This is a genomic window from Kitasatospora sp. NPDC091207 (genome assembly GCF_044768625.1).
Lineage (GTDB): Bacteria > Actinomycetota > Actinomycetes > Streptomycetales > Streptomycetaceae > Kitasatospora.
Genome location: NZ_JBIVVS010000004.1, coordinates 26,604 through 42,413 on the forward strand (window position 1 = coordinate 26,604; position 15,810 = coordinate 42,413).

Genomic DNA, 15,810 nt, shown 5'->3' on the forward strand with positions numbered 1-15,810 from the left:
GCAGACGACACCCATGTCCCCCGGTCCGGACGGCCGGCGGGATCGCGACCTGCGCGGCCGCCCCGACGCGCTTCCCCCGGCGTTCAGCCGCGGGCGCCGAGTGGACGCAGGTCGGTCCAGACCTGGTCGATGTGACGCAGGCACTCCGCCTTCGAACCCCGCGGCCCGGTGCTCCGCCAGCCGTCGGGCAGCGGCCGGCCCGTCGGCCAGATCGAGTACTGCTCCTCGTCGTTGCGGACCACGAGGTACTGGGTCTCGCTCGGTGGGGACGAGCTGTCCATCCGGTTTCTCCTGACTGGCTTACGTACGTGGGCGAACGGAGGTGCGCCGGAGACGGGCAAGCCCCTTCGAGGGGCCCCGCGGGCGGCCTCCTCGAGCTTCCTCGTCGGCCGACGCGGTTGGATCCTTGAAACCCCTTAGTGCGGCCCGGGGTCGGCAGGGGCACGCCACTACACTCACGTTCATGATCCTTTTCGGTCGCGCCCGGTTGACACGCACCCTGGACGCGCAACTCGACGCCGCACGACAGGGATTGAGCGGCATTCTGGTCCTGAAGGGGCCGCCCGGCATCGGAAAGACGTCACTGCTGGCGTACGCGGTGGAACGGGCCACCGACATGCGGATCGCCCAGGTCGGCGGCAAGGAGGCGGAGCAGGATCTCGACCTCGCCGGTCTGCACCGCCTCCTCCTGCCCTTCCTGCACGACCTCGACCGGCTCCCCACGCCGCAGAAGGACGCGCTGAGCTCGGCGTTCGGACTCGTCGCGGGCAACCGTCCAGACCGCCTGCTGGTCGGGCTCGCGACCCTGACCCTGCTCGCGAACAGCGCCGCCGACCGACCGCTGCTGTGCGTGTGCGACGACGCGCAGTGGCTCGACGAGGAGTCCCTGGCCGTCCTCGCGATCGTCGCGCGCCGCCTGCAGGCCGACGGCATCACCCTGCTCTTCGCGATCCGCGACGGCGACGCCGGCGGCCGCCTCCTCGACGACCTGCCGCAGGCCGTCCTGCCGGAACTGACCCGGTCCGACTCCCACGCCCTGCTCGCCCGGACGCTCTCCGCGCAGATCGAGCAGGGCGTCGCCGAACGGATCGTCACCGAGGCCGCAGGGAACCCACTGGCGATACGCGAGCTCGCCGGTGACCTCGAATCACCGGCAGGCGCCGACCCGGTTCCGCTGTCGGAGCGCCTACCGCTCGGCCGGCAGCTCCAGGCCCGCTACCTCCGTCAGTCCGGAGCCCTGCCGCGTCCCACCCGAACACTGCTGCTGGTCATCGCGGCGGACCCGACCGGTGACCGCACACTGGTGTGGCGCGCCGTCACACGGCTGGACAGCACCGGCGGAGCCACCGACCTCGCCGATCTCGCCGCCCCCGCCACCGCGGCGGGCCTGCTCGTGCTCCAGCCCGCACCGGCCTTTCGCCACCCGCTGATCCGATCGGCCGTCTACGACGGATCGTCGCCCGCCGACCGCCGCCGGGCGCACGCGGCCCTGGCCGCCGCCACGGACCCCCGTACCGACGCCGACCGCCGCGCCTGGCACCTCGCCGCGGCCTGCGAGGGCCGCGACGAGACGACGGCCGCCGAACTCGAACGGGCGGCCACCCGCGCCCGGGCCCGCGGCGGCCACAGCGCGGCGTGCGCCTTCCTGACCCGCGCGGCCGACCTCACCCCCCTCGCCGTGCCGCGCGCCGCACGGCTGCTCGCCGCCTGCGAGGCAGCCCTGGCCGCCGGCCAGCCGGACCGCGCGCAGTCGCTCCTCCAACACGCCGTCTCCGACGCCGGAACGGCGCACCTGGCACGCCGCCTGCGGCTGCAGGGCGCGATCCACATCCAGAACGGCCGCGAGACGCAGGCGGCCACCGACCTGCTCGCCGCCGCCCGGGCCTACGCGCCGGGCGACCGCCGCGCCGCACGCGACACCCTGCTCGAAGCCTTCCAGGCAGTCCTCGGCGCCTCCTGGCTCGGCGGGGACGTCACGGCACCCACGGTGGCCCGGGCCGCGCTGGACCTGCCGACCGCCCCCGGGCCGTCCGACCCTGCCGACCTCCTGCTGACGGCGCACGCCACCCAGGTCCTGCAGGGGCCGGAGGCCGCGGCCCCGCTCCTGCGCGCGGCGGTGCGCGCGCTGGCCGAGCCGGGCACGGGACCGTCCGACGTCGGGCTGCTCCTGCTGGGGCTGATCGCCGCACACGAGCTCTGGGACGGCGAGGCGTTCCGCGCGCTGGCCGCGCGCACGGTCGAGTCCTCCCGCGACCTGGGCGCCCTCGATCTGCTCCGGGTCTCCCTGCACGCCGTGGCCAGCGCGGACACCTGGTTCGGGCGGTTCACCGAGGCGGAGAGCAACTTCGCCGCGTTCCGCGAGCTGGTCGGCGCGATCGACGGATCCGGCCGGCTCGCGGAAGGAAGCGACGTCATCCTGCTGGCCTGGCGCGGAATCGCGGAGGCCACCCGGGCGGCCATGACCGCCATGGACGTGGAACGTTCCGGGCAGGCGTCCGGCGGTGTGCGCCTGCAGACCACCCGGACCGCACTGGCCGTCCTGGAGAACGGGTCGTCCCACTACGCGCACGCCCTCGCCGTGGCCCGGCTCGGGTACGCCGAGGACCCCGTGTACTTCGGGAACCCGGCGCTGGTCGAGATGGTGGAGGCCGGCGCGCGAAGCGGCGACCACGAAGCCGCCCGCGCTGCCCTGCTACGCCTGACCCCCCGCGCGAGCGCCGCCGGCACACCGTGGGCCCTGGGCCTGCTCGCCCGCTCACAAGCACTGCTGGCCGACGGCGACGAAGCCGACGCCCTCTACCGGCAGGCCCTCAGCCATCTCCGGACCACCGACATACGGACCGAGCTCGCACGCACCCACCTGCTCTACGGGGAATGGCTCAGACGCCGACGTCACCGCGGCGAGGCCCGCGAGCAGCTGCGCACCGCCTTCCAGCTGTTCAGTCAGATGGGCGCCCGCACCTTCGCCGAACGGGCCCGCCACGAGCTGCGCGCCATCGGCGACAAGACAGCCCGCCGCACCCCGGCCGGCGCCAGCGGACTGACACCGCGCGAAGGACACATCGCGGGGCTCGCCGCGCAGGGCGCCACCAACCAGGACATCGCCACCCAGCTGTTCATCAGCGCCAGCACCGTCGAGTACCACCTGCGCAAGGTGTTCCAGAAGCTCGCGATCACCTCCCGACGCCAACTCCCCCGAGTGCTGGAGCAACCCGCCACCCCTTCGTGATCCCGCCCCGTGGCCGCTCACTCCACGCACGGCGGACCCGCCGCGCACCGCCACGCCCCGTCATCTCCGACCAGGCCTACGACGACACCGACGATCTCGCCGACCAGCCCTGGGCCCCAGCGCAGAAGGTGATGGTTGACCGGAAAGGCTTCGACGAGGGCTGCCGCCTCCCCGCCCGTAGGGGTGGCGATGGCCGGGCGTGCGCGGGGAGCCGCCTGCCCCGTATCACGGATCCGGGTCGGCCGGCTCCGCTCTCGGCGTTCGGACCTGCGGAAACCCTGATCACAGGTGGGTCACGTGATCTTCACAGCGGCCGCCGCGTGCCGGAGGCTGTCACCGTGAAGAACGTCCTCTGGTCCGCGCTCGCCGCCCTGTGCGCAGGCCGGTCGAGGGCGAGGTGCGTGTCCACTACCGGCAGAGCTGTGTCGAGAGCGATCCCGACCGTGTCGGTCCCGGTCTCGCGGAGGCGTTCGCGGGCCAGGACGCGGGGTTGTGCGGTGCGGCGGTGCCCGGTGCGCTGTGGCTGACGACCGGGCTGCACACCGGCAGTGTCGGGTTCATCGTCGAGGTGCACGATGAGGAGCCGCCGGTGGATCAGGTCTGGGAGGACATCGTCGAGGTCTCCTTCCGCCCTGCCTCGCACCACAGCTGGCTGATGCAGTGGGCGGGCGAGGCCTCCTGGGACCTGGACCTGGAGGAGACCGACTACCGGGTGCGGTACTGCGCGCACGGCATGGACGAGGGCTGTACGGCCCATGCCGATGACGTCCGGGAGATGAGTACGGGTACTCAGGCGAGCGGGTGCGGGCGCGGGGCAGAATCGGGCCATGGCCGGTGGCGAGCACGGTGGGCGGGGTCTGCGGAGGGTTCGAGGCCTCGGAGCGGTAGCGGCGATCCTGCTGTTCGTCGGGACAGTGTGGGGTCCGCGGCTGTGGAGGGGTGATCCGTTCCCCGAGGCGGATCCCGCTGCTGTTGCCAGGCAGTTGGACGCCTGGACCCAGGCAATCTACGACGGGCTCCAACTGCCCGACGCGCCGCTCAACCACTCATGGCCACTGGGCGGGATCAAGGCCTCCATCTACGACTGCCATCCCCGCGGCCTGGCGCACTTCTCCGACACGATCGCCGACACCCAGCCGCGCGAGCCCGGCACGGCAGCCGTCCATGATCACTGGGCACTCGCCGGCGTGACCCGCGAGCAGGCCGTCGCCGCGACGGCGCGGGCGCGGCTGACGTTGAAGGCGGCCGGCTGGAAGACCGAGTCGTACGACCAATCCGATCACGAGGTGACGCTGCGACTGAAGCCCCCGGACATGGAGGACAAGATCGCGGTCCGGGCCGGCGTCATGCTCTACCCGAACGGCAACCTGGAGGTCTTCGCGTCGGCCGAGTGCGTCCGTCTCCCTGACGGCACCGCGGTCGACGAGGAAGGCCGGCCCGACCTGCCTGGTCCGTCGGCCCCTACCCAGCTACGCAGCCAGACAACGGGCAGCCCGGGAGCAACGACGGCGACAGCCGCGGGGGTGAGTCCGGGTCTCCCCGCAGGGCGGAACCCGGGATGTCGGGACTGTGGTCAGGCGTACTCGCTGAGGTCCACGGACGGGACGGTGACCGGGACTGCGCGGTTGTACAGCGCCCAGCCTGCCGGGGTGAGGCGGCCGATCTGGTCCGGGTCGTGCTCGACCAGGCCGTCCAGGGTGTAGTCCCGTACTGACCGGGTGTCGACGGGCCGGGGGTCGGGGCCCCGGTCCGCCGCCCTGGTGACTTCCGGCATCCCGGGGACGGGGGTCGACCTGGGTGCCACGGTGAACAGCGGGCAGATCGAGTGGTCCCAGCCGTGCATGGGCATGGCCGGCCCCTGCGCGAGGTATTCGGTCAGCTTCTCCCGGCACCGCGCCGACACAGCGTGCACCGCTGCCCACCCGGTCCCTGTGAGGTCCGGCCCCCCGGCCCGTTGTCCCGCCAGGCCTGGTGCCATTGGTAGGCCGATTTCACGGTCACCCGCAGCAGCGGGGTGGTCCCGACCGCGTCCAGGACGGTGGCGTCGTGGAGAGACCCGGCGGCCATCGCGATGTTCCGCCCGGCCACCCAGAGGGAGTTGGCGGTGTCGGGGTCCTTCGGCGCGGCCGGCACGCCCGGGGTCTGCATGAGAGTGGGGATGCCGCCGTGGCTGACGCCCCGGAGCGCGGCGGTCGCCCGGACCGCCGGGGCGCTCCGGCCGAGCAGGCCGAACACCGTCAGGGCGAGAGCGGCGAGCAGCAGAAGGCCAACCGTGGCGGTGTGCAGCGGGCGGTCCGCGGTGCACCGGCGATCCAGACAGCGAGCATCGAGCCGAGGCCGACGACGAACAGCACGGCACCAGCGCTCACCCCAGGCCGGCGTGGTCGACGAAGGGCGCGATGTAGGTATAGAGCACGTAGAAGCCGACGACCATAGTGACCGAGGCGGGGTTGACGGCGGCGATTCCCGGGGTGCACAGGGCGGCGAGTAAGCCTGCCCCACCGCGCGGCGCCTCGCCGGACAGTTGCGGCAGGCCCCGGATCGCGACGGCGGCGAGCGCTACCGCGAGGACGGCGAGCACCCCGAAGGTCCAGCGCCAGCCGATCAGCCCGCCCCGGGGCACCACACCCGAGGAACACGAAGAGACAGCCCCGACCACCGCCGACGCGAACAACGCCATCCACCCGAACGATCGCCACACCCGAACCACCCGTGCCCCCCTGCACTCCACGTGAGATCGGCCCACCGATCCTGGCCCCTGCCTGCCAGAGCAACCCACGGAAGCATCCGCTGGCGGCGGCCGCAATGGCGGCAACCACTATGAAGCTTGCCAGAGTTCGCCTGCCCCTTCACCCCCAGACCAAGAGCCGCGTCGTCCGACACATCGGACGACGCGGCTCACGGCGCCTGAACTACTGGCCCTGATCAGTTCGGCGCATCGGCATGAGAAATGCCACAAAGAGAACCTGAACGACTATCTTAATCCACGTTCCAACAGGGATTACGATAGCCACAGGAAGCAAGAGAAAGGCGCCTGCAAATACTTTGAACTCATCAACCGGAGCCTTTCGCCTTCGCCTTGCAATTAGCGCCAAAATAGCCACGGAAGGAGCCCCAATGAGAAGCAACATCCCTGGCGATCCGGCCATATATCCTCGAAAGGAACTCCAGAAACCAAGTCGTGCAGCAAGATCGGGATCGGCCGGGTCCGACATCCTGGGCGCCGCCAAAGATACCACCGCCCAGCCGGCCATGAAGATTAGGCTGTAGCGAAATGCGCAAGCCAGGACCCATAGAATCGAGTTCCCACAGGACTGTCGAACCCGATCCAATTGCACGCCGTCTCGCATTTCCCACCCAGGTACGATCCACATTTGGCCAAAATGGAGCCGCATTCAGCCCAGTCTCCGATGCCATTCCATCGGAGGCTATCAGCAATGGAACCTGACCCCTCCGATATTGCACTACTTCCATGTCGGGGTACGCATCCCCCTGCCTCCCGAACGAGGGAACGCCAGCATCATCGAAGCCCATGCCCAAATGAGCATCGACGGCAAAGAATGGATATGCGCTGTTTACGCCATGGATATCGGCCTCAGTTCCCCTGCTGCCCACACGCTCAAACTTCACCTTATCCCGCCAAGCAAGGGAGTCGCCCGGCGCGCTATCACCTATAAAGAGTGGAGCAGTCGGAATTTAACTCGCTCCCGGCTTCGCCAATCCTCGAGCCACCTGGTAATTCGAGGGCGGAACCCGACGGGTCCCCAATATCTTGCAAGAGATATCTCCACTGGCAGTATCCCAGAAGAGAACGCGTGCTCGAACGTCTACTGGCTCAAGCAGCAGGGAGGCACCAAATGGGAATGTCCCAGCGCAGCGCATCGACCGATGCAAGGGGCCTGGCCATTTCGTCGTCAATCGTCGTCGTTGCTGTCCTGCCTACGTAGCGTGGGGAGCAGTGACGTGGCGGCGCCGGCGAGGAGGAGCAGCAGGGCCAGGGTGGCTGCGGTGACCGAGGTGGCGTCGTGCAGGGGCCAGGCCCAGATACTGGGCCGGTTGTGCGCCAGGCCGAAGGAGACGCACGCGAAGGGGAACACCGCGGTGGCCACGGAGGCCAGGCGTGCTCCGCCGAGCCATCGGAGGATGAGTGCCAGGCCGAGGTAGCCGGTGAAATCACGGGCCATGGCGGTTGCCGCTGCGCCCGCGTCCGCGATGGCTGCGCCAGCGGCGGCCAGAACACCGATCAGGACGCACAGGGCCATGAAGGCGGCGTCCCATCGTCCGATGGCGCGGACGGCGACGCGTTCGGTGACACGGTCGGCGCGGGCCTGCCCTTCCAGGATGAGACAGACGGGGATGAGCGGGAGGAGCGAGGACATGGGCAGGTCGAATGTCAGTCCGCCGATCACGACGGGGATGGGGACGGTCACCGAGTTCGCGGCGCTGCCGAGCAGGATGCAGGCGAGCAGGCCGGTGGCGACGGCGGGGACGTACCTGATGCGGAGCCACCAGATCATCGGGTCGCCTCGAACGAGGGGGCACCGGGGTGGTGGTACTGGGCGGGGTCCAGGACTGGTTTGGTGTCGCACCGGTTCAGCGTGTCGGCGTTGGTCCGGAACCAGGTGAGCTGTTCGTCGTGCGGGAGGGTCATGATTTGGCTGGCGATTCGTACCTCCTGCTCGCGGTAGCGGCCCTCGACCGTGCGGGGGGTGACTCCGGCGGTCAGCTTCAGCCAGGAAGACAGCGGGGCGACGGCCTCGACACCGGGCCAGCGGCCGTTTCGTTCCATCGCGCACTGCGGGGCCCGATTGGGGATGTGGCCGAGGGCGACGAGCGACTGGACCTCGTCCCGGCTGGGACGGGTGGAGAGCGGGGACACCGTGGTGGCCTCCGTGAGGCCGGCGGCCCGGAGCCGTTGCTGCGCCTGGGTCGCCCATTCGGTGATGTTCGCGGCTTCGGCCTTCTGTTCGGGCCACAGGCACACCCGCGGTGTGGTCGTGGTGCAGGTCTGTTCGCTCGCCGGCCGGGCGGTGGCCGCGCGGTAGCCGAGCGGTGCGGCGATCCACACCCCCGCGGCGGTGGTTGCCGCCAACGCGACGACGGCGATCAGCCGGCGCCTGTCGCGCAGCGCCGTCCAGATCCAGGCGGCTGCGAGCAGCCCGAGAAGTGCCACGGCCGGGGCTGCCAGCGCTCGGAGGGCCGGGACCTCGTCCAGGGCGCAGCATTCGGTGAGGTTGCGGCCGTTGAGCTGGCGGATCCAGAAGGTGTCGAGGGTGGAGGGGTAGGCCATCCACAGGAAGCTCGCGATGAGGGTGAGGGGTACGGCGAGCAGGCGGGGCAGGGTGAGGCCGAGGGTGTAGCCGACGGCGGTGTGGGCGAGGACGACCAGGAGTTCGACGGTGATGACGGCGGGGGTGGGCCAGCCGGGGAGGCCGCTTGCCTGCGGGGTGAAGACGGCGAGGGCGGTCAGGACCGACAGGGTGCCGAGTGTGAGGACGGGGGTCAGTGCGGACAGGGCGATGGCGGTGGCGGAGCGTGCGGGTGCGGTGTCGAGGATGGCGGAGCGGCGGATCTTGAGGCCTTCCCAGGCGCCACAGGCCGCGACGGCGGGGGCTGTGAAGTTCAGGAGGAAGGAGCTCTGGGCGGTGACGGAGGGCCAGTAGCCGTCGGTGATCCAGCCGGTCATCTTGCCGCTGTACATCAGGATCCAGACCAGGGCGACGGGTGCGGCGCGCAGGGCCGCGGAGGTGCGGATGACGGTGCGCCAGGGCATGGTCAGACCTCCCCGGTGACGATGCCGGCGTAGGCGGCCTCGGCCCGTCGTTCTGCTGGGACGTCGTGGGGTGCGAGTGCGAGGAAGGAGTCGATCGGGCCCTGGTGGCGGACCTGGCCCCGGTCGAGCAGGACGACCGTGTCGTAGATCTCGGCCAGGTCTTCGGTCTGGTGGGTGGAGACGACGAAGCTGGTGAGGTGGCGCAGTTCGGCGATCAGTTCGCGGAAGACACCGCGCTGCACCGGGTCCAGCCCTGCGGTGGGTTCGTCCAGGAGGACCAGTTCCGCGTCGTGGACGAGTGTCTGCGCGATGCCCAGGCGGCGCAGTTGTCCTCCGGAGAGTTCGGCGCTGCGCCGGCTAGCGAGTGTGGAGAGTCCCACCTTGTCGATGGCCCGCTGAGACCGCTGCCAGGCCTCGGCGCGGGACATACCCTTCAGCCAGCCGGCGTAGGCCGCCTGCTCCCTGACCCGTAGTCCCGGTACGGGGCGTATCTGCTGGGGGAGCCAGCCGACCTTGCGCCGGTACGCCTTGAGGTCCTTGCTCGTACGGGTGTCGAGCCCGTCGAAGGTGATGCGGCCCGTCTCGGGCCGGAGTGCGGAGGCGATCAGTCCTAACAGGGTCGACTTGCCGGCGCCGTTGGGGCCGAGGAGCACGCTGCAACCCTTGTCGAGGCGAAGGCTGAAGTCCTTCAGGATGTGGGAGTCCCGACGGTAGCTGAAGGAGCATTCGGTTACTTGAACAGGCATTGTTTATTAATCCACTTCGCAAGGCAGCTGGTCAGAGGGGTGCTGCGCATTTATTCGGCCGAGTGGCGGGGCGAATAGAAGTCTGTGTACTTGTTGAATGGCTTCGGCGATCCACGAATGCCACGAACTTTCTTGTGGATTTGCTATGTCCAGGCCGGGGCGGCGTCAGGGCGTGCGGCGAAGATCCATGGAATGAACCGGACGCCATGGAGCGCAGCAAAGGACTTTGCGGCGAGTGCCGTCCGGGGTCGGCCGGCAAGATTGGTCGGCGAGCGAGGCCGTGGTCGTCCAGGCACATGCTCGAGCGGATCGGGTGGGCGGCGGTCGCACTACCGTTGATCTGCACAGATGTCCTTCTTGAGTGCGGCGCCGCCGGGGTTCGTCGCGAGAGTTCGGGTCCGATCATGCCTCACGTTCACGGCCTCTGCAGGGACTTGTGGAAACTCCTGATCGGCAAGTATCACAAATAACCTATATCATGCAAATTTGATACTGTGGGACTTTTTGCACTTTGAGGTAGATTTCCGAAAGTTTCCAATAGCCTGTGCAATTGATCGGCGTGCATTTTCCTGACCCTTGGGTGATTTGCACCATCGCCGAATCCGCGCCAAGTGTCGAATGATTCTGAAAACCCATTCGCTTGAGACTCGTACGTATACGTGAATACTTTCGATATCCGGGATCTCCGGAAGCCAGCTTCGCCAAAGAGCGAAGTCTCCGAGGGAGGGGAGTGACGTGCACGTCACTGGATTCATGCGGCGCCGCGCGGGCGTCGTCCTGGCAACACTCGCAGCGGCCACACTCGCCGGAACGGGTGCCGGCGAACGCCGAAGGCAGCTGGAGCTCCTACATCTCCTACTGGGGCTACAACAGCGAGTCCCGCCGGTGGACCGACAACCACGCCGACGGGAACTGGACCAGCGTCAGCTTCAGCGGCTGCTCGGACAACGGCTCGGGCTACTTCGCCACAGGCAACCCCACCACCGTCGAGCTGGACCGGGACATCTCCTGGTCCCCCGACACCAGCTACGGCGGCCGCGGCAACCAGTGCAACACCGTGAACTGGGGTGAGCGCACCAGTGAGCGGCGGCGTCCAGGCCAACAATCGACGGGCGGGCGGCGCGAGCCCGCACGAATCCGGGCTCCGGACGGTGCAGCGAATCAGGCCTCAGAGCGTCTGCCAACGGCGAGGAACGCAGGACGTGGTGGTAGCCGGCCGCGCCGCCGCCGCGTAGGGATTCCAGGTAGAACACCCGCAGGATCACCGCGAACTCGGCCTCGGTGACGTCCATGGTGTGCCGGGTGGAGCCCTCGACCGGGCGTGCCCGGTCGAGGGCCGGGCCGAGCAGGCTGGCGTCCACTCCGGGCAGGGGCCCGCTTTCGCGTCCTTGCGGACAGCGCGCAGGAGGGGCAGGTCGAAAGCTCGCACGCTGATCGTGATGTCCAGCAGGTGGTCAGCGATCGGAGCGGCGTGCTGTTCGGCGGGGCGCTCCCGCAGGACCCGGTAGCGCAGCAGGTCGTGCCCCAGCCCGGCGGCCCGCACCGCCCACGCCGGACGGGCCCCGCCGGCGGCGAGAACATCGAGCTGTTCGGGACCGGCGAGCTCGCACACCCCGGCTCCGACAATCCGGCGCACAGTCCCGTGCTCCGGCGCCCCAGGGGCAAGGCCCCGGTCAGCCAGCCGGAACCCGCCGCCCCGGCGGACTCCAGCATCACCCACTCGGCGTGACTCAGAGCCACAGGCTCCTCCCTCAACGTCACTGTGCCGATCCTGCCACGTGGGGCCGCCACGGCACTCGGGATTCGCGCTTCCCGTCCGGGCCCGGACCGATGGGCGGCGCCTATGAGCCCGTCACCGCCGCTATCCGGCGACGCGGGTGGCGGGCATTCGGCGGGGGGGGCGGGGAGGCCCGGCCGGTGGCTGGCCGACATGCCGACGGCCGGGCGCCTCACTTGGAGGGCCCGGCCGTCACCGTGCCGCGCGGGACTACCGGAGCAGCGCCGCGAGGTCGAGGTCGAGGGGGAACGGGTCGGTGAGCCGGGTGGACTCGCCGACCTGGACGAGGCGGTCGATGTAGGTGCCGCGTTCGAGGTGGCCGGCACCACGCCTTGGCCACGAGCGAGGAGGGCCTTGCCGCGGTCCTTGCCGTTCTCCACCTGGAGTCGCTCATACGGGACTCCAGTCCATCCCGTCCTCCCCGCTGGCGCGGAGGTGTCGAGGTACACGTCCCGAACGTGCCCAGTGGTGGGGCGGCTTCTTGACGCCGGTCCCTCGCTCGCCCGTGGCCGCGACTGGGATCATGAACCTATGCCCGAGAGATCGAACCTGTTGTCAGCCCTATGGCCACTTGCCCCGTCCGGCGCGACGGAATGGCTGCTTGAGCTTTGCGGCGACGGTTTGACCGGGTTCATGCCGCCGGCGATGCCCGATGCGGCCTGGGTACTCAACGCCATGTACGAGCACGAGCACGGGCCGGACGACGTATCGCACCACGAGTACCGCCAGGCGTGTCTGGCGGACGGGAGCATCCCGCCGCGACATCGTCGCGGGCATCGATCTCGACGCCGTGGGCGTCGCCATGGGAGGCGGCCTGGGCAGTGCCGAGCACCCCGGCCCCGGCTGGCGGCGGCTGCGCTGGGCGGAACTCGCCCGGCGGACCGGCGACCCCACCGTCCCCGACGGGCTGCTGCCCTCATTCCGTTGCTTTCCCTCGGCCACGAACAACGGCGGCTGGCCGCTGGAAATCGTCCCTCCCACCGAGGGGAGCCTGGACCGTGAGACCTGGATCAGACTGATCGACATCCTCACCGCGCACAGCCCCGCGGGCCCGGACACCCGCTGCCTGGCCTACTACAACCCGCTGACGCTCGGGGCCGTCGACTTCGACAACCTCCATGTGCGGGCGGGGCGCCTCGGCGACGCCGAGATCCTCTACGACATGTCCAAGGTCGACCTGGCCGACTTCAGCCCCGCCAACCTCTGGGCCGAAGACCGTTCATGGGTCCTGTGCACCGACTACGACCTGTGGGCCACCAAGGTCGCCGGGCCCCCAACCCTCATCGAGGCACTACTCAACGACACCGGTGTCGAGGCGGTACGGCTGCCCTGGGCAACCTGAGGGTGAGCTGCACCGGCCTGTCCCCGTCCGAGACGCGAGCGCGTTCACGTGTACCGGACCTGAGCTCACCTGTACGCCGACAGGAGGTCAGCCAGCCGCCGGCGCGCGGCCGTCCGCGTCGGCTTCGTCATCCCCACGCAAGCCGGGGGCAGCCGGAGAGCCCCTGCGCGGGCGAGACCGACCTGATGTCCTCCTCCCCGCAGCCATGGTGTCGGCACGGGGTCAGCCGTCCGTGCGGACCGCCAGACGGCAGCGGACAGCCTCCTCCCCGCAGACGCGGGTGAGGGGCCTCGGTGCTGGCGGAGTACGGCGAGCGGGCCCCGGCCTCCTATCCCTGACCCACGGTGCAAAGTAGCGACCGAGGTCACGCGCTCGTCGAGACCGCAGTTTGCTCGTCATGCTCGGGAGCATCCTCATGACGGTGGCGGGTGAGGGGTGCCGCCCCTTCTTTGCGCCGGTGGTGATGACGAGCCGCTTGGCGATGTCGCGCAGGCTCATCTCCTGGTCACGCAGGTGGAGGGCCATGGACAGCATGTCGGGGTCGGTGACGCCGGCGCCGCCGATGGTCTTACCGCGCTTGCGGGCGGACTCGTGGCCTTCAAGAGTGCGGTCGCGGATGTACTCGCGCTCCATGCCGGACACGGCCGCGAGCACTGTAGAGACGATGCCGGAGGGGTCGTGTGATCCCTTGAGTTCGCCGGTGAGGACTCCAGGCCGACGTCGCCGGCCTTCAGCTCCTCGGCGAGCATGGGCAGCTCGATGCCGCGACCGAGCCGCTTGTGCTCGTGAACGACGAGGGTGACGGCGACACCGGAGGAGCGGATCTCCCCGGCGAGTTTCACGGCGGCCTCCAGATCGGGGCGCCGCGCGGCCCGGGTAGAGATCTTCTCCGAGAAGACCCGGGTCACCCCGGCCTCGGCGAGGGAGTCGAGCTCTGCGTCCAGCGACTGGCGGGCAGTCCAGGCACAGGAGTAGCCGAGGCGGACGTGCCCGACTGGATCGGTGGCGCTCGCGGGCCGGGGCAGCTCGGCCCCAGGCCGAGCCCGGCTTGCGTACGGCGGGGATCGGGACGCTGACCGTCTTGACGAGTTGGGGTACGAGGCGGAAGCGGGCGGTGTGGTACTGGATGGCCACCTTGCCTTCGCCGGTGCGGCACGGGGAGCCCGCGGGGGCGGCGCAGGTGGACATCGGGCAGGGGTGCGATTCCACGCGCTTGAAGTTGGCGGTCACGCCTCGAACCCTCGTCGGCGATACTGGGTCCATGGAGTACGTCGGCCGGGTGCCCGCCCCGCCGCTCGACCGGTTCATCGACGACATCTACTGCCTGACCGGGGTGCCGGGTCACCGCCGTATGGTCGTCCCGCCGATGCCGTCGGCGCACCTGGTCATCAACCTGAGCGAACCTGCCCGCCTATGGGATTCCGACCCTTCGGTGCCTCCGGAAGTGGTGTCGGACGGGTGGTTCGTGGGTCTGTGGACCAGGCGTTTCCTTTATGAGTACCCCATACGGGTAAGGCTCGTCGGGGTGCACTTCAAGCCTTGGGGGATGGCGGCCTTCGTCGACATGCCGGCGACCGAGCTGCGGAACCGATGGGTGCCCGTCGACGCCGTGTGGAAAGGGTCCGTGGATCGGATCCGCAACCGGGTCGGCGAGGCCACGTCCACCTCCGAGACGCTGCGGATCCTGGAGGAGGAGCTGCGCTCGCGCCTGATCGAGGCACCGTCGCGCGGGCTCGACCTGGTCCAGCACACCGGCGGATGGCTGGAGACCTCCCACGGCGCGGTCCCCGTCGGTGCGCTGAGCGACGCCGCCGGAGTCAGCAGCACCACCCTGGCCACGCAGTTCAAGGCGAACGTCGGGGTCACCCCGAAGAAGGTGGCTCGGATGTACCGCTTCGCACAGCTGATCAGGTCCGTGGACGCCATGCGCCCGGTCGACTGGTCGGAGCTCGCTCTCATCGCGGGCTACTTCGACCAGGCCCACTTCAGCAAGGAGTTCAAGGACTTCACTGGCCACACCCCGACGGAGTACCTGGCGCTGAGACGCCGGATCCCTCCCGAGCGGGAGTTCCCGCCGGACGAAGGTCCGATGCCCGCTTTTTGATTTTCTACAAGCGCAGCCCTTCCGGAGGCCCACACAATCGGAGGTGACCATTCCTGAAGATTTGGGGAGACCCTCATGGGCTCAGTGATCATGCACAACGTAGTGTCGGTAGACGGCTTCATTGCCGACACGAACGACGAAGTCGGGCCGCTCCACGACTGGTACTTCAGCAGGGACACCCAGCTCACGGAAACCGGCGCCGGGGACGGGGGCTACGACCACTCCCAGGGTGGAGGCGGCTTCAAGCTCTCACGTGTTTCGGCGGCGTACGTCCAGCCGATGTGGGACTCGATCGGTGTGATCGTGATGGGCCGCCACCAGTTCGATCTGGTGAACGGCTGGGAGGGCCGGCCGCCCGCGGGCGACCACGTGGTCGTGGTATCCCATCGGCCCAAGCCCGAAGGCTGGCACCCCAGGGCTCCGTACCACTTCGTCGATGGCGTGAAGGCCGCGATCGAGAAGGCCCAGGAGCTCGCCGGCGACCGGGTCGTCGCCGTGAGCGCCGGTGAAGTAGGCGGCCAGATCCTCGCCGCCGGCCTCGTGGACGAGGTGGCGATGGACGTGGCGCCGGTGGTGTTCGGGTCGGGCAAGCGCTTTTTCGGTAGCTTCGACGGGCAGCAGCTGCTGGAGGATCCCCACGTGGTCATCCAGGGCAACCGGGTGCTGCACCTGAGGTTCAAGGTGCGCCGCTAGTGAAGCCGCCCGCAATCTGGTGGGTCCGGATGCTGATGCCCGGCCCGCAACGCGTGGCGTCACACCGGACGATCTCGTCGGCGCCGTCGTCGACCACCGCGGCACGTAGGAACTAGACAGGGCCGTCCTTGACGACGAAAGCGCTG

13 protein-coding genes and 1 pseudogene are annotated in these 15,810 nt (G+C 69.6%); 5 read left to right on the top strand and 9 right to left on the bottom strand.

Features of this window, described 5'->3' with window-relative positions; genetic code table 11:
- Window positions 1–83: 83 nt before the first annotated feature.
- The gene (locus tag ACIQTO_RS09820) at window positions 84–281 is read right to left on the bottom strand and encodes an MbtH family protein (RefSeq protein ID WP_402385326.1); all 198 of its coding nucleotides are present in this window, start codon (window positions 279–281) and stop codon (window positions 84–86) included.
- A 182-nt stretch (window positions 282–463) separates the two neighbouring features.
- Here ACIQTO_RS09820 and ACIQTO_RS09825 point away from each other — a divergent pair, with 182 nt between their 5' ends.
- Window positions 464–3,229, top strand: coding sequence for an AAA family ATPase (locus ACIQTO_RS09825; RefSeq protein WP_402385329.1), 2,766 nt, complete (start codon window positions 464–466; stop codon window positions 3,227–3,229).
- A 1,573-nt stretch (window positions 3,230–4,802) separates the two neighbouring features.
- On the opposite strand, the gene ACIQTO_RS09830 is transcribed toward ACIQTO_RS09825, so the two are convergent.
- From ACIQTO_RS09830 to ACIQTO_RS09855, 6 genes are all read right to left on the bottom strand, one after another.
- The gene (locus ACIQTO_RS09830) at window positions 4,803–5,078 is read right to left on the bottom strand and encodes a hypothetical protein (protein ID WP_402385332.1); all 276 of its coding nucleotides are present in this window, start codon (window positions 5,076–5,078) and stop codon (window positions 4,803–4,805) included.
- Between the two features lie 26 nt (window positions 5,079–5,104).
- Entirely contained in the window at window positions 5,105–5,464 is a 360-nt protein-coding gene (locus ACIQTO_RS09835; RefSeq protein ID WP_402385335.1) for a hypothetical protein, read from the bottom strand.
- A gap of 130 nt (window positions 5,465–5,594) precedes the next feature.
- Entirely contained in the window at window positions 5,595–5,909 is a 315-nt protein-coding gene (locus tag ACIQTO_RS09840; RefSeq protein ID WP_402385338.1) for a hypothetical protein, read from the bottom strand.
- Window positions 5,910–7,143: 1,234 nt separating this feature from the next.
- Window positions 7,144–7,746: a hypothetical protein gene (locus ACIQTO_RS09845; RefSeq protein WP_402385341.1), complete on the bottom strand. Its 603-nt coding sequence runs from the start codon at window positions 7,744–7,746 to the stop codon at window positions 7,144–7,146.
- Window positions 7,743–9,002: a hypothetical protein gene (locus tag ACIQTO_RS09850; protein ID WP_402385344.1), complete on the bottom strand. Its 1,260-nt coding sequence runs from the start codon at window positions 9,000–9,002 to the stop codon at window positions 7,743–7,745. Before ACIQTO_RS09850 ends, ACIQTO_RS09845 begins: the two co-directional genes overlap by 4 nt.
- A 2-nt stretch (window positions 9,003–9,004) precedes the next feature.
- On the bottom strand, window positions 9,005–9,748 hold the full coding sequence (locus ACIQTO_RS09855) for an ATP-binding cassette domain-containing protein (protein WP_402385347.1): 744 nt from the start codon (window positions 9,746–9,748) through the stop codon (window positions 9,005–9,007).
- Between the two features lie 1,450 nt (window positions 9,749–11,198).
- Here ACIQTO_RS09855 and ACIQTO_RS09860 point away from each other — a divergent pair.
- On the top strand, window positions 11,199–11,477 hold the full coding sequence (locus ACIQTO_RS09860) for a hypothetical protein (RefSeq protein ID WP_402385350.1): 279 nt from the start codon (window positions 11,199–11,201) through the stop codon (window positions 11,475–11,477).
- A gap of 850 nt (window positions 11,478–12,327) precedes the next feature.
- Complete coding sequence (locus tag ACIQTO_RS09865) at window positions 12,328–12,867, top strand: hypothetical protein (RefSeq protein WP_402385353.1); 540 nt, start codon at window positions 12,328–12,330, stop codon at window positions 12,865–12,867.
- Between the two features lie 222 nt (window positions 12,868–13,089).
- On the opposite strand, the gene ACIQTO_RS09870 is transcribed toward ACIQTO_RS09865, so the two are convergent.
- Together ACIQTO_RS09870 and ACIQTO_RS09875 are read right to left on the bottom strand one after the other, a co-directional pair.
- The gene (locus ACIQTO_RS09870; protein WP_402386300.1) at window positions 13,090–13,509 is read right to left on the bottom strand and encodes a hypothetical protein; all 420 of its coding nucleotides are present in this window, start codon (window positions 13,507–13,509) and stop codon (window positions 13,090–13,092) included.
- 89 nt (window positions 13,510–13,598) lie between these two features.
- A pseudogene (locus ACIQTO_RS09875) lies at window positions 13,599–13,775 on the bottom strand (recombinase family protein); the annotation flags it as partial.
- A gap of 353 nt (window positions 13,776–14,128) precedes the next feature.
- Here ACIQTO_RS09875 and ACIQTO_RS09880 point away from each other — a divergent pair.
- Window positions 14,129–14,971, top strand: coding sequence for a helix-turn-helix domain-containing protein (locus tag ACIQTO_RS09880; protein WP_402385355.1), 843 nt, complete (start codon window positions 14,129–14,131; stop codon window positions 14,969–14,971).
- A gap of 75 nt (window positions 14,972–15,046) precedes the next feature.
- Window positions 15,047–15,664: a dihydrofolate reductase family protein gene (locus ACIQTO_RS09885; RefSeq protein WP_402385358.1), complete on the top strand. Its 618-nt coding sequence runs from the start codon at window positions 15,047–15,049 to the stop codon at window positions 15,662–15,664.
- The last annotated feature ends 146 nt before the right edge of the window (window positions 15,665–15,810 follow it).